Annotated in this window: 11 protein-coding genes and 3 pseudogenes; 10 read left to right on the top strand and 4 right to left on the bottom strand. The window is 45.9% G+C overall.

The window, feature by feature from the left end; translation table 11 throughout:
• The 7 genes and pseudogenes from B5D35_RS20265 to B5D35_RS20225 form a co-directional block, all read left to right on the top strand.
• Positions 1 to 211: pseudogene (locus tag B5D35_RS20265) on the top strand (group II intron reverse transcriptase/maturase); the annotation flags it as partial.
• A gap of 103 nt (positions 212 to 314) precedes the next feature.
• Positions 315 to 1,019, top strand: a pseudogene (locus B5D35_RS20255) (dicarboxylate/amino acid:cation symporter); the annotation flags it as partial.
• Between the two features lie 283 nt (positions 1,020 to 1,302).
• Positions 1,303 to 2,934, top strand: coding sequence for a BCCT family transporter (locus tag B5D35_RS20250; protein ID WP_078754315.1), 1,632 nt, complete (start codon positions 1,303 to 1,305; stop codon positions 2,932 to 2,934).
• A gap of 575 nt (positions 2,935 to 3,509) precedes the next feature.
• On the top strand, positions 3,510 to 5,117 hold the full coding sequence (locus tag B5D35_RS20240; protein ID WP_425291249.1) for a BCCT family transporter: 1,608 nt from the start codon (positions 3,510 to 3,512) through the stop codon (positions 5,115 to 5,117).
• Between the two features lie 182 nt (positions 5,118 to 5,299).
• Positions 5,300 to 7,183 (top strand): putative nucleotidyltransferase substrate binding domain-containing protein, encoded by a 1,884-nt coding sequence (locus B5D35_RS20235; protein WP_078754312.1) that lies wholly within the window; start codon positions 5,300 to 5,302, stop codon positions 7,181 to 7,183.
• Between the two features lie 9 nt (positions 7,184 to 7,192).
• Positions 7,193 to 7,930, top strand: coding sequence for a 3'-5' exonuclease (locus tag B5D35_RS20230; protein ID WP_078754311.1), 738 nt, complete (start codon positions 7,193 to 7,195; stop codon positions 7,928 to 7,930).
• 187 nt (positions 7,931 to 8,117) lie between these two features.
• Positions 8,118 to 8,576, top strand: coding sequence for an FKBP-type peptidyl-prolyl cis-trans isomerase (locus tag B5D35_RS20225; RefSeq protein ID WP_078754310.1), 459 nt, complete (start codon positions 8,118 to 8,120; stop codon positions 8,574 to 8,576).
• A gap of 151 nt (positions 8,577 to 8,727) precedes the next feature.
• Here the strand turns inward: B5D35_RS20225 and B5D35_RS20220 are convergent, their stop codons facing one another.
• On the bottom strand, positions 8,728 to 10,143 hold the full coding sequence (locus B5D35_RS20220; protein ID WP_078754309.1) for a hypothetical protein: 1,416 nt from the start codon (positions 10,141 to 10,143) through the stop codon (positions 8,728 to 8,730).
• A 146-nt stretch (positions 10,144 to 10,289) separates the two neighbouring features.
• Here B5D35_RS20220 and B5D35_RS20215 point away from each other — a divergent pair, with 146 nt between their 5' ends.
• Positions 10,290 to 10,889, top strand: coding sequence for a sugar O-acetyltransferase (locus B5D35_RS20215; RefSeq protein ID WP_078754308.1), 600 nt, complete (start codon positions 10,290 to 10,292; stop codon positions 10,887 to 10,889).
• Here the strand turns inward: B5D35_RS20215 and B5D35_RS20210 are convergent.
• Positions 10,872 to 11,135 (bottom strand): YkgJ family cysteine cluster protein, encoded by a 264-nt coding sequence (locus tag B5D35_RS20210; protein ID WP_078754307.1) that lies wholly within the window; start codon positions 11,133 to 11,135, stop codon positions 10,872 to 10,874. The two genes, B5D35_RS20215 and B5D35_RS20210, sit on opposite strands and share 18 nt — an antisense overlap.
• Before the next feature lie 207 nt (positions 11,136 to 11,342).
• Here B5D35_RS20210 and B5D35_RS20205 point away from each other — a divergent pair, with 207 nt between their 5' ends.
• Together B5D35_RS20205 and B5D35_RS20200 are read left to right on the top strand one after the other, a co-directional pair.
• On the top strand, positions 11,343 to 11,783 hold the full coding sequence (locus tag B5D35_RS20205; RefSeq protein ID WP_078754306.1) for a YcgN family cysteine cluster protein: 441 nt from the start codon (positions 11,343 to 11,345) through the stop codon (positions 11,781 to 11,783).
• 388 nt (positions 11,784 to 12,171) lie between these two features.
• Complete coding sequence (locus B5D35_RS20200) at positions 12,172 to 13,053, top strand: hypothetical protein (protein ID WP_078754305.1); 882 nt, start codon at positions 12,172 to 12,174, stop codon at positions 13,051 to 13,053.
• Between the two features lie 86 nt (positions 13,054 to 13,139).
• On the opposite strand, the gene B5D35_RS20195 is transcribed toward B5D35_RS20200, so the two are convergent.
• Together B5D35_RS20195 and B5D35_RS20190 are read right to left on the bottom strand one after the other, a co-directional pair.
• On the bottom strand, positions 13,140 to 13,955 hold the full coding sequence (locus B5D35_RS20195; RefSeq protein WP_078754304.1) for an alpha/beta fold hydrolase: 816 nt from the start codon (positions 13,953 to 13,955) through the stop codon (positions 13,140 to 13,142).
• Positions 13,956 to 13,978: 23 nt separating this feature from the next.
• Positions 13,979 to 14,261: pseudogene (locus B5D35_RS20190) on the bottom strand (IS5/IS1182 family transposase); the annotation flags it as partial.

Below are 14,261 nucleotides of genomic sequence, written 5' to 3'. Positions count from 1 at the left end.
TCAATGGCAATTTCACGGTTGGCAGAAGATCATGGATATGGATTGTCAGTTCAATCTGTTTCAAATAGCTAAGGTGCCAATAGAGAGACATGTAAAAATCAGGAGTGCCGCTACGCCTTTTGATCCTCAATACCAAGAATACTTGGCTAAGAGAAAATCAAAGAAGCAATGCCGTAACTCTTGGCATGAGCCTGCTCTCGCTGCTTTATAAGTTGCTGGGTGCCAATCGGTGCCTTCGTGAAGGCTTGAGCCTAGTGCGGTGAAAGTTGCACGCTGGGTTCTTAGAGGGACGACACTTGGTAACAGGTGTCGTCTACTCGACGTTCTGTTTGATGGCAAAGCTGTTCACGTCTTTAGGGCTAGGGGCTATTGTTAGTCTTGCGGAATACTTCTTTGTCTTAGCGGGTGGTTTGGTTCTTCACGCTGCGGTCACTTACAGCGCAATGCTGAAAGTCTTTAGTGGTCTTAGCCCGTTTGTCTTCCTGAGAAAAATGGAAGATGCCATTATGTTTGCATTCTCAACGGCATCTTCGAATGCGACCATTCCTGTGTCGATGGAAACGACAACTCGCCGCATGGGGGCAGACAACAAGATAGCCTCGTTCACCATTCCATTGGGCGCGACCATCAATATGGATGGCACGGCCATGATGCAAGGTGTTGCAACCATCTTTATCGCGCAGGCGTTTAACGTTGACTTAACGATGATGGACTATCTGACAGTGATTCTGACAGCAACGCTGGCTTCGATTGGTACCGCAGGTGTGCCGGGCGTGGGTTTGGTCATGCTGGCAATGGTACTGAAGCAAGTTGGCCTGCCGCTAGAGGGTATTGCACTTATTATGGGTGTCGACCGTTTACTGGATATGATCCGTACAGCCGTTAACATTACGGGTGACTGTGCAGTAACTTGCATCGTTGCGAAGAGTGAAGGGGCATTAGATGAAAATCGCTTCTACGACATGCACGCTGCAGATGAAGATGAAAAGATTATTTTCAAACCTTCAGCACAACGGTAATTCGACCTATAAATAAAAAATCGCCAGTTTATCTGGCGTTTTTTTTTGTCGTTCACTTATTGTTAAGGGTGGCGAATTAACAACCTATTTCTGTCGATAAAAACGTTAAATTAGTTAATTATTATTTAATGTGAGTTTGAGGGTTTTGGGTATTTGAGTAATTGATTGTGGTAATCAGTTATTTTTGTTTTACGCACTAAGCAAAAAGTCGCATATTATAAGATCTTTTTAGCGCAGTATTGTGCTTATTTGTAATATCTCAAAGTAAAATGGAGTTGTCGTTGTGAGTGATAAAAGCCACGATGAATTAATGGCGCCGGATGGTGCAGTGAATCCAATCGATACTGATTATCAGGTTGGCCAGGATAACATTGCACTTAAAATCGGCCCTTTTGGCCTAGACATTCATAACCGTGTGTTTGTCGTTTCGGGCTCAATGATTGCACTTTTTGTTGTTGTCACATTATTGTTCCGAAACTCAGTCGGTCCTGTGTTCAGTGAGCTGCGTAATACGCTAACTGCACAAATGGATTGGTTCTTTATCGGCGCAGGTAACCTTTTTGTGTTGCTGTGTCTGATCCTCGTTGTCAGTCCTCTTGGTAAAGTTCGCCTTGGCGGTACAGAAGCAAAGCCAGATTATACCTATGTAGGTTGGTTCTCCATGCTGTTTGCTGCAGGTATGGGGATTGGTTTGATGTTCTACGGCGTGTCTGAGCCACTTTCACACTATGCTGCTTCGTTTGGTGGTGCAGTAGACGTCAATGGTTTGCGTACTGACTGGGCACCGCTGGGTGGTGCATTGAACAACGCTGCTGCTGCAAAAGATCTTGGCATGGCAGCAACTATCTACCACTGGGGTCTTCACCCTTGGGCAATTTATGCTCTGCTGGCTCTGTCTTTGGCACTGTTCTCGTTCAACAAAGGTTTGCCACTGACTATGCGCTCCGTGTTCTACCCATTATTTGGGGAGCGCATTTGGGGGTGGCCGGGTCACATCATTGATATCACCGCGGTTGTCGCGACGCTATTCGGTTTGGCGACATCGCTGGGCTTCGGTGCCTCTCAGGCTGCGGCGGGTCTAAACTTCCTGTTTGGTATCCCTGATGGTACGCCAACGCAAATTGTACTGATTATCGGTATTACAGGCTTGGCCTTGAGCTCTGTCGTTGCGGGTTTGGATGCTGGCGTAAAGCGTCTGTCCGAGTTCAACATGCTGTTGGCAACCCTACTGATGGCGTTCGTGATCATTGTTGGCCCGACACTGTCAATTTTCAGCAGCTTGGTTAGCAACATGGGTGCTTACTTCGAAAACCTGCCTGCATTGTCTATGCCGTTCGGTCGAGAAGATGCAAACTTCTCTCAGGGATGGACAGCATTCTATTGGGCGTGGTGGATGTCATGGTCTCCGTTTGTGGGCATGTTTATCGCACGTGTTTCCCGTGGCCGTACGGTGCGCGAGTTCATCATATGTGTATTGCTGATCCCAACATCTGTTTGTGTCTTGTGGATGACGACGTTTGGCACAACAGCGATCGAACAGTTACAAGATGGCTATCGTGGTGTTGTTGATGCGGATCTTCCGCTGCAGCTGTTCACCATGCTTGATGGCCTGCCTTTGGCAAGTATCACATCACTGCTTGGTATTGTTCTGGTTGTTATCTTCTTTGTAACGTCATCAGATTCTGGCTCGCTGGTTATCGATACTATCTCTGCGGGTGGCAAAGTCGATGCACCGGTGCCTCAGCGCATTTTCTGGTGTACGTTTGTAGGATTGGTAGCTATTTCACTGTTGCTAGGTGGCGGTCTCTCTTCGCTGCAAGCCATGGTCGTTTCTACGGGCTTACCATTCTGTATCGTTCTGATCATGTGTGCTTTCTCCTTGGTGAAAGGCTTAATGACAGAACCGCGTAAGTAATACCTCTCCAGTCCGGATGCCCGTCATCCGGACTGTCGTTTAGGGCGCCATGAAATAGTGTGCTGATGTCGCGTGACTATTTCATGTTGTCTTTTCCCTACCTTGCAAACGTGGTTTATTTCCAAGTAACCGGAAGGAGCGCCTTCAGCGAGTGTGGGGATACACTCACTTTATCGGCAACCGATAGCAACTGTGATACTGACCGAATTTGGATCGCGATAGGCGCATTTAAGCAATTTATTCGAACGACGTTGAATAAGCTTGTTGATGGTTCGTATCCAATGTTTAGAATTCAATGGTTAATAATTTCGACAAAAAGCTTCCAACGGGTGATTTTCGACTGGTTTGAAGTGGTTGGCTGGGGTTAATTTGACATGTATTTCATAAATTAAGCATTGAACACTAAGGATATGTTACAGTGTTTAGTTTGTTAACGTTTATCGTGCGTCGCAAATCAGTGCATAAAAAATGTCGATTTGTTGACAAAGATACAAAGTACTTAGGTGGCGTTGACAGCTTAACTCGCTAGAAGGACAAAGGAGTTTACTGTGAGCGATAAAAGTCATGAAGAGTTGATGAAGCCCGATGGTAACGTTAACCCCATTGATACAGACTACCAGGTCGGGCAAGACAATATTGCCCTTAAAATCGGTCCGTTCGGACTTGATATTCATAACCGCGTCTTTCTAATTTCAGGCATTGCGATCGCTCTGTTTGTGTTCGTCACTTTGGCGTTCCAGAAAGAAGTAGCCCCTGTGTTTGGCGATATCCGTAGCTGGCTGACCTCAAATTTAGATTGGTTCTTCTTAACGGCTGGCGACATTTTTGTTGTGGTTTGCCTGTTCCTCATTGTAAGCCCTCTTGGCAAAGTCCGACTGGGTGGAACAGAAGCAACGCCTGATTATACCTATGCTGGTTGGTTCTCAATGCTGTTTGCAGCAGGTATGGGGATTGGCTTGATGTTCTATGGTGTTTCTGAGCCATTATCCCACTATGCGTCGGCATTCGGCGGAACAGCATCAGAGGGCGGCATTCGTACTGACTGGGCGCCATTAGGGGCCGCAGCGGGTGACGTTGAAGGATCCATAGACCTTGCGATGGCGGCGACGATTTATCACTGGGGTTTACACCCGTGGGCAATCTACGCAGTACTGGCGTTGGGGTTGGCATTGTTCTCCTTTAACAAAGGATTGCCGTTGACGATGCGTTCTGTTTTCTATCCGCTGTTTGGTGAGCGTGTATGGGGATGGGTCGGGCATGTTATCGATATCCTTGCCGTGGTGGCGACCTTGTTCGGCCTAGCTACCTCGCTCGGTTTAGGAGCATCTCAGGCGTCAGCTGGTTTGAATTTCTTGTTTGGCACACCGCTTGGCACTTCGACTGAAATCGTCCTGGTTATTTTTATCACGATTCTGGCATTGGTGTCTGTCATGGCGGGCTTGGATGCAGGGGTGAAGCGCCTTTCTGAAATCAACATGATGCTGGCGTTGGCTCTGCTGATGTTTGTGATTGTGATGGGCCCAACACTCGCAATCATCACCGGATTTTTTGGCAACCTGACCTCCTACATTGAGCACTTACCGGCATTGTCTAACCCCTTTGGGCGGGAAGACGCTAACTTCTCCCAAGGTTGGACGGCCTTCTATTGGGCATGGTGGATTTCTTGGTCGCCATTCGTGGGCATGTTTATCGCACGTGTGTCACGTGGGCGGACGGTACGTGAGTTTGTCATCTGTGTTCTGCTTATCCCGTCTGCTGCGTGTGTCCTGTGGATGACAGCATTTGGCGGTACAGCGATCAGCCAAGTTGTCAACGATGGTTACACTGCAGTGACAGAAGCAGCATTGCCTCTACAATTGTTCGCGATGTTGGATGCATTGCCATTTGCACAGATCACTTCCTTTATCGGTATTATTCTTGTGGTGGTGTTTTTCGTGACATCATCTGATTCCGGTTCTTTGGTTATCGATACCATTTCAGCTGGTGGTAAAGTTGATGCGCCAGTGCCCCAACGTGTCTTTTGGTGCACGTTTGAAGGTTTGGTGGCCATCGTACTTCTGATGGGAGGCGGCTTGGTTGCTCTGCAAGCAATGGCGGTATCGACGGGCTTCCCGTTCACCATTGTTTTGCTGGTGTCTTGTGTGTCGCTTATCAAAGGGTTGATGTCAGAGCCTCGAAGTTAGATCGCGACATGATTTAGCGAGGCAGGGCAGGCGTTGTAATAACGTCTGCCCTGCTTTGTATTCCGGTGACAGCCACGGGCGTCGCCGCGGTATAACTAGGGTTGAATCTTTATACCCAAACGACCTGAAACCCAGTATTTCAGGTCGCTTGGGTATAGTGGTTACTCAGAGATTGAGAATTAATGGAAGCGGAACAAATCGAAATCGCAGCGTTTCTCAAGCAATATGCACCTTTTAAAGACTTGCCAGAAGAAGCGGTAGACGATGTCGCGAAACAGGTAGAAATCGCCTATTTTCGCTCAGGTGCGCAGATTTATGAATACGGTCAACCGATCAAAGATTTGTGTCTAGTGCGAAGCGGGGCCGTTGAGATTTATCGGAGAAAAGGGGAGCTTTTCAATCGACTCACGGAAGGTGATGCATTTGGTCAGTGGGGCCTGATGATGAACCGCCGTGTTCGTTTCCCTGCAAAGGCAATTGAAGATAGCTTGGTGTATTTCATTCCAGATACGGTGTTTGATGATCTGAGTGAGCGCTTTGAAGCCTTCTCCGATTTTATGGAAGTGGAAGACGGAATGCGATTGCGTCAAGCCGTTGAGAACCACCGTGATAGCAGTGATTTAACCACGTCGAAAGTGAAGTCTTTGATCCTGCGAGACCCGGTGACAATCGAGTGTGAATCGTCTGTTCAGCAGGCTGCGGTCTTGATGACTGACGAAGGCGTATCATCGTTGTTAGTGATGACAACAGAAGACAATGAAGATGGTGCGGATCAAGAACGCATTGTTGGGATCATTACTGACCGTGATTTGCGAACACGCGTATTGGCAGAAGGACTGCCTTATACCACTTCTGTTTCTGAAATACTGACCCCCCAACTCATTACGTTGGATTACAACGCCTATGTGTTCGAGGCCATGTTGGTGATGCTAAGAAATAACCTCCACCACTTGCCAATCCTTCGCCACCACAAACCGATAGGTGTTATTGCGTTATCAGATATCGTCCGCCACGAATCGCAAAGCAGCCTGGTGATTGTGAGCAGCATTTTCAGACAGCAAACTGTTGATGATTTGGCTTCGCTGTCGAAAGATGTTCCTGCGTGTTTTTCGCGCATGGTCTCGGAAGATGCAAATTCGCACATGATTGGTTCAGCGATGTCGGTAATAGGCAGAAGCTTCAAACAGCGATTGCTTGAATTGGGAGAGGAAGAGTTAGGCCCTCCGCCCGTGCCATACTGCTTTCTTGCATTAGGCTCAATGGCCCGTGATGAACAATCGGTGGTTACTGACCAAGACAATGCGATGATTTTGGATGACAAGTACGACCCTAACGAGCATGACGAGTACTTCTCGAAGCTTGCAACGTTTGTGTCAGACGGGCTGGATCGCTGTGGTTATGCATATTGTACCGGTAACATTATGGCGACCAATCCAGAGTGGCGAAAAACGCGCACCGAATGGGAAGCTTGCTTTGCGGATTGGATTGATCAGCCGAACCCCAAATCGCTGCTCAATAGCAATATTTTCTTCGATTTAGATGGCGTGTATGGTGCGACGAATTGGGCCGAAACGCTCAAAGCGTTCATTGGACGTCGTGCTCGCCGGAATAACCGTTTTCTAGCCTGTATGGCGAGAAACGCACTCAATCGCACACCGCCGCTGGGCTTCTTCAAAAACTTCGTCATGGAGCAAGATGGTGCACATAAGAACTCCATTAATCTGAAGCGCCGCGGCACTGCACCTTTGGCAGATTTGATCCGTGTACATGCGTTGGCCGTCGATTCTCGTTCGCAAAACTCGTTTGAACGTTTGGATGACATCATTGAAGCGGGGATTTTGCCGAAAGGACGGGGTGAGGATCTTCGTGATGCCATGGAGTTTATTTCAATGGTACGAATTCGCCACCAAGCCATCGATGTTGAACAAAACATTGAACCTGATAACAACATTGAACCTGAAAATCTGTCTGACTTTGAACGCCGAAACTTAAAAGATGCTTTTCAGATCTTGAGCAATGCGCAGAAGTTCTTGAAATATCGCTATCAACCTAACCGCAGTAACTAGGGGATACACATGCTATTTCTTGAACCTAACAAAGGTATGCCCCTTATTCAGGCGGGACCGGATTGGCCGACGCTGATCAAACGATTGAAGCAAAGAGCAAAAGTCCCTTTGCTGAAACGTTTTTATGATGCGGGCGTGTTCAACGGTGACACACCGTTGTCAGAGATACAATTCGTTGCTTTAGATTTAGAGACGACGGGGTTAGACCCAAGTAAGAGCGACATTGTCAGCATTGGCTTAGTCCCTTTTACGCTGGATCGTATCCACTGTCGTGAGTCTCGGCATTGGATTGTTAAGCCGCGCAAACCGTTAAATGAAGAATCGGTCGTTTTTCATGGCATTACTCACTCTGATGTCAGTGATGCGCCCGATTTACGCCGTATTCTTGAAGAGGTGCTCGCTGCTCTTGAGGGCAAGATGGTGGTGGTTCATTATCGTCGTATAGAGCGTGAATTTATTGACTCTGCCATCAAACACCGCTTGGGTGAAGGGTTGCTGTTTCCTGTGGTGGATACGCTTGAAATTGAATCATGGTATTACCGTAAGCCGAGCCAAAAATTCTGGTCTCGAATGCTTAAAAAGCCCCTGACATCTATCCGGTTAGCGGACAGTCGACGGCGCTACAATTTACCGTTTTACCAAGGACACAATGCATTGACCGATGCGATAGCAACCGCAGAATTGTTACAAGCACAAATCGCGCATCGATTCAGACCTGATTACCCCATCAAAGGCCTTTGGCGATAGCGCATTAGACCGAGAAGCGTTACACCGGATTTACTTCTAGAGTGCAACGCTTCACGTTTCTTAGAAAGCAAGCTGCCGATTCCGCGCCATATCCGTCTGCTTTTTATTCTCTGTGTTAGAGTCAAACATAGCGGAGTATCTGTCAGTGTTTCAGATGCATACACCCTTGCCGATAAAGGATGGCAATATGATTGAAGAAAACAAAATCGTAAAAATCGATTACACCGTGAAAAACGACGCTGGACAGATTATCGATACGTCAGAAGGCAATGAGCCTTTAGCGTACCTCCATGGTGCAAGCAACATTATTCCTGGTTTGGAAAAAGCGTTGATTGGAAAGGCGGAAGGCGAAGAATTCAAAGCCGAAGTGCATCCCGATGATGCTTACGGGCAACGCAATGAAGCGCTTATCCAAGTCGTAGACAAAGAAGTGTTCCAAGGTGTTGATGATATTGAAGTGGGTATGGTGTTTAACGCACAAGGACCACAGGGCAATATTCAAGTGACTATCGTGGAGATTGATGGAGAAAAAGTGACGATTGATGGCAACCATCCATTGGCCGGAATCGTGCTTTACTTCGAAGGTGTGATCCGCGAAGTTCGTGATGCAACCGAAGAAGAGATTGAACACGGTCACGCACATTGATCCCATGAGTACCCTCAACAACATGAGTATGTTTGAGGGCACGACTGCATTCCTATAAAGCGAGCTGTTCAGCTCGCTTTAGTTTTTTCACTCTGCTTTATTGTTCTTCTTCACGTCGAGGCTTTGTTTCAACCCCTTATTTTTCTAACAACTACTCTACCAACAACAACTCTTCAAACAGCAAGGCATCATCAAAATGACGCTCACCAATAAAGGCGATGGCATGCTTGCCTTGTTGCCTCATGGCGCCGGGAGATCGAACACCAAATGGCCACAAAAACCACCGCTCCCCACGCGCACTCTCAGTAAGAATACCCTCGCGATCAAACGGACTTCTATACTCGCCATTCGTTATCGGAACCGTAGATACCTGCTGCCATGACAATGTGCTTACAGGGAGCTGTGGCTGAATGTTATCGGTAAACTCGACTTGCGTGATCATGTGCTCACCGGCAGACAAGGAAACATGCAGTCGGTCGTTTTCATCTGGTTGTGGGAGCGTCACTGAAATAGGGCGTTCACCTTCATCTGAAGAAAAGGAGAGTGTTGGACTCAATGCATACACCATGTGAAAGCAACCACATTGGTGGATGGAGTCAAAGATAAAAGGTTGTCCGGAATGATCGAGCGTTAGCCGAAGGTTGATGGCGTCAAACTTTCCAGCATAAGGGTCAAAGGCGGTTTTTGCTGTACGAGCGGCAAACCAAAGCACATAGTTGAGCTGAACCAATACGTTTCCCTGAAAACGTGTATAGGTGACACCTTGGTAGATGGTTGGCTGCGTTGTATCCAATATTGCATCGTTGTAGTGATTAAACGTTAGCCTGCCGGGAAGATCATCACGGGAGAGTGTTTCTACGGAAACGACGGGCGCGAAATGCCGAAGCAAAGCGACTTCCTGGCTTTCGCTCAACAAAGGCCAGTTGAGAGTAGATTGTTGAAGTGCACTGGCCAGTATCGCGTTTGTATCCACATGTGAGGAGGGGGTGTCACCATAACGATATTCCTGTTTCAAAGGGCGATGAAACGTCGACTGTATATGTGCCTGTTCTTCTTTTATTCGTCCTTCAGCGACAAAGCTGGCAAGAGGGTAGGCACCTAGAACTCGCTTCCAATGTTGATAGTCAGTGCTCACTTTTGGAGGTTGCTCGATAATGGACATCCAAAATGCTGCGTTTTTGGCACTTTGCGTCGTCAGGTTAGCTTGGCACTCCCTTAGCAACGCTGCATTAGATGTTTTAGCTGGATGTAGTTTCAGCGCGTTCTCCAACTGTGTATCCCCAAGCTTCCCGACATAGCGAATCCATTGTTCTTTGGATCTTGTGTCGTTCAATGATTGGCTGAGGGAGGTACTGAATCTGTCGAAAGCCAAAAAAGGAAACCTTTCATCCTGCACATAGGGAAGTGGATATGTGCGGGTTGCTTCTATCTGATGATAAAAATCAGTCAACTGGCTGACACACTGCATGGTGTCACCGAGAAACAGAGTTGGTTGTGTCTCGTAGTGCGATGTGCAGCCAGGCAAAATTGTCAGTAATGAAAGGAAAGTCAGCAGTGATCTCAGCATTCGCATTCTCGTTTGGGTAATGTGCTCGCAGTATTAACTATAGATAGCTAACAATCGACATTTCTCTTTTCGAAAGAAAGGGTTTAGCGAGCAGATAGCTGACTTTGTAAGGCATTGTCACCACGTTGTAAGGGACAAGAAGAAAAATGAAAACTGAAAAGCAAAAAATGTTGAGCAGTGAACTTTACCGTGCAAACGATGCGGAACTGGTGGCCGACAAAATGCGATGCCGAAAAGCGATGCGTCGGTTAAATCAAAGCTTACCTGAAACTGCTGACTGGGAGGAAGCGAAGGCCGAATTATTACCGAATGCACACAAAAGCGTATATATAGAGCCGCCTTTTTATTGTGACTATGGCGATAACATCCACGTCGGTGAATCTGTCTTTATGAATTTTAACTGTACCATCCTTGATGTCGCCCCCGTGTCCATTGGTAATCGGGTTCTGATGGCAAGCAATGTGCAGCTACTGACGGCAGGGCATCCATTAGATGTCCAGCGACGTGTTTACGATTTTGTGGAGTATGGGTTACCGATAACCATCGAAAATAATGTGTGGCTGGGAGGTGGTGTGATTGTGCTGCCAGGAGTGACCATTGGTGAAAACAGTATCATTGGCGCGGGAAGCGTCGTGACCCAAGATATTCCTGCCAATGTCATCGCGGTGGGAAACCCCGCCAAAGTGCTTCGGGTTTTAACTGACGAAGAAAAAGAAGACCGCGGGCCGTTAGGTCAAGGACTCTAATTCAGTTAGGACTTCAATGGCGTAGTGATTGGTGCTTCCACAGATATCACGGTCAGCTTTAAACTGGCTACAAACGGCAGGGCGTTCAGGTTGACCAAAGATTTTGCAAAGGTTCTCATCGTTGAGCTGAACGCAACGTTGGCCTGCGGGTTTGCCATTTGGCATTCCTGGAATCGCTGAAGAGATACTTGGGGCGATACAACATGCGCCACAACCTAGACGGCAACTGATTATTTGTTTGCTCATGAAATTCTGCCTGCATGCTCTAAGAAGGCGCGCACAGTACCACTACACTTATAAGAACGCAAAGAGGAGAGTCGGCGAATGTGTAAGGCGCTGATTGTGCATTTTGTGTCTTATATTCGAGCGTGGATGCATGGATAGTCCTTGAACTTTCCGGCTCCGGTGGTATAACGGGCGCCTTCTAGCAATATTGAGTAGGTATAGGTAAAGATGTCGACACCTTTCTGGGAACAAAAATCGCTGACTGAGATGACGGATGCAGAGTGGGAATCGCTGTGCGACGGTTGCGGAAAGTGCTGCCTTCATAAGCTGATTGATGAAGATACCGAGGAACTTTACTACACCAATATTGCTTGTAGCTTACTCGATGATAAGACGTGTTCATGCAAGGACTACCCGAACCGTTTTAACTATGACGAAGAATGCCTAAAGCTGACGCGCGACAAAATCGACGAGTTTTATTGGTTGCCAGATACGTGTTCTTATCGATTGCTTGCAGAAGGGAAGACGCTTCCATCTTGGCACCCATTAATCACGGGATCCAAAGATGCGATGCATGCTGCTGACGAATCAGTGAAAGAAAAAGTGGTTTATGAAATTGATGTCATCGATTGGGAAGACCACATTTTAAATCACCTTCGCCGCAAGTAGCGATCCCGCTTGTTTCTGTAGGATTAGACGTGGCGATACAGTTATAAGTAACAATATTTATAATCGTTATCGCCATTCTGCAGCCACTTTAGCCTTTCATTTATAAATATGTTAATTAATAACAATCCTGTAAACTTTCTTGGGGTGACATTGTTTGCATACTATCAAGACCTCGTTGTTCTTAGTGTGAAACCAATTAATCACTACGTATTATTACGTAAAAAAGAGACAAATTGCCTTTTCCCAGTCTAATTTGGCGAGTCTGCTTTTACTAAGACAATGTACTGGCATTTATATTGAGATAAAGTCTACAAAATAAGATATTAGGGTTTAAAGATAGGATTTTCTGATTACCATTGGTGAAAATTCAAAGGATTGATTATTTGGCATGTTATTAACTCGTAGTATTAAAGAAAAAGTTAGCGAAGAGCATATTAGCAAGTTAGATGCAATGTTAAAAAATATCGATTCTGATATTGCATTGTCGATGTCTTATGTAAGGCGTGCTCATGAGGTTTCATTTCCTGAACTGAAGAAAAAGTTCTCGGGCATCAATGTAGAAACGCTGCAGAAGTATATGCAAGCTTCCTACACTGCACATCGACCCATTCATGTGGTTGCGGCATATTCGCGGGCAATGATGGTGCCTATGACGGCGTTTTACTATGGATTGAAACTGCGCGAATACTATCGAGGAATGGACGATTCATCCGTAGAAGCGTTAGTAAGAATTGGAAAATTACCTAACGAGCAGTTCAACACAATGCTTGATATCATCACTAATTTGTTTTCAGAGAAAGACAGAGATGAATTCATTGCATTTAGAGATGAAACGGAAACTGAAGAGTATCGCAGTATCGATTACAATACGTTATTTCCACCTAAAGTTCTCGATCTTGAAGCTTTTGGGGAGGACTATTATCGTTCAGTGGCGATAACTTTAAAACAATTCCGAAAAGAAAACGATATATGTGATGAATTGTCGGCTAGAGTGTTGGGATTATCATCTTATCAGTATCGTGTGCTAGAAAATGAAAATAAGCCTGTAGCTTTTTCCGTCTCCATTGGTTTTAGGGCAAAGCTGGGTTTTCAACTGAATTCTCACGTAAACTTCACGACTGAGATGAATGCCTTTCCTGAATTTCATCGCCTTCGAATTGCACAGCATGTAAGAGATGCTCTCATTGTAGAAGCTATGCGACGTTTAAAAGACACAGAAAAAAAGAACGTATCGCAAATGCTTTTATCCTTATCAAATATGTACATCTAGAATGTGATAACAGACATTTCACTGAAAATAGGCAACGCAAAATACGCAAGATTTTGCGTTGACCATATTTTATCTTAATTGAATAATTAGCTGGTCAAAGGTTGTAGCATTTGCTCTACAGACACGGCTGATAATGCCAATGCAATTAACGCTTTTGCAACCTTTTCAGGTTGCTCTAAGTGAACAAGATGATCAGAGTTTTTAATTTCTACGTAATGACTATTCGGTAACTTATCCGAAAACTCTTTGGCAACTTTAGTTGTGACATAAGGGTCATGCTCCGCCGCGCAAACCATGGTTGGCACTGATATTTGTTCAACATTTGTTGGTTTGTGTACGAGTAGTCTTACAGAGTTATCAAAAAACATATCGATTCGTTCATCTGCAAGGCGAGAAATACTTTTCTCCATTGCTCTTTTTATGACATTAGCGCGTGGAATATCTGGATGGTTTACTGTAAGTGAGTCGATGAATGTCTTTGCAAAATCAGACTTGCTTTGCATCGTAGCTGCAATCATACGTTTAGTTGCTGCAATACCGGATGCGGGTATTCCTGGAACACCACCACAGATACTCAATGATTTTACACCGCGCCAGATATTACATAGCTCTACAGAAATGGCGGTAGCATAAGAGAAACCAATGACATGTGCTGATTCTATTTTCATGTAATTGATAAAGTCGAGCAACATCTCACTTTGCTCTCGAATAGAAATAGCAGACTCCAGAGGTTCAGCATAACCAGTGCCAGGGACTTCTACAGTTATACATGTCAGTGTCTTTGAGAATGCTTCTGTGAAAGAGGTAACAGATTCAATGTCTTGGAGCGCACCCAAAAGAAATATCGCTACTTGATTGGTAGAGTCATTCTGGCTTTGTTGCTTAATTCGGTTGGAAGACATGGCAGCCTAAAGTTGTTCGGTTCTTAAGCAATATACTGAGTTTCAGGCATACCCAGTCCTGTAAGCTTGTTTAGCGCTTTGATCATAGCGTAAGTCTCGCCAACCTGAGCATTGTAATTTCTTAGGCTTAATTTCCCACCTAGCAGCTGTTTTACTCGGTACATTGCTGTCTCTGATAGTGAGCGCTTGTGATAGCCATACCGCTTTTTCCACTTCTTGTTGGAGCCGTAGAGCTTTTGACAACCTACTGCTAAATTGCGAGGGTGTCCTTGTTCCCAGAATGCAGCCCCTTCTCGTGGTGGGATA

The organism is Enterovibrio nigricans DSM 22720 (assembly GCF_900167155.1).
GTDB lineage: Bacteria > Pseudomonadota > Gammaproteobacteria > Enterobacterales > Vibrionaceae > Enterovibrio > Enterovibrio nigricans.
The sequence above is the reverse complement of the archived record's forward strand: the minus strand, read 5'-3'. Positions and strand labels throughout refer to the sequence as shown.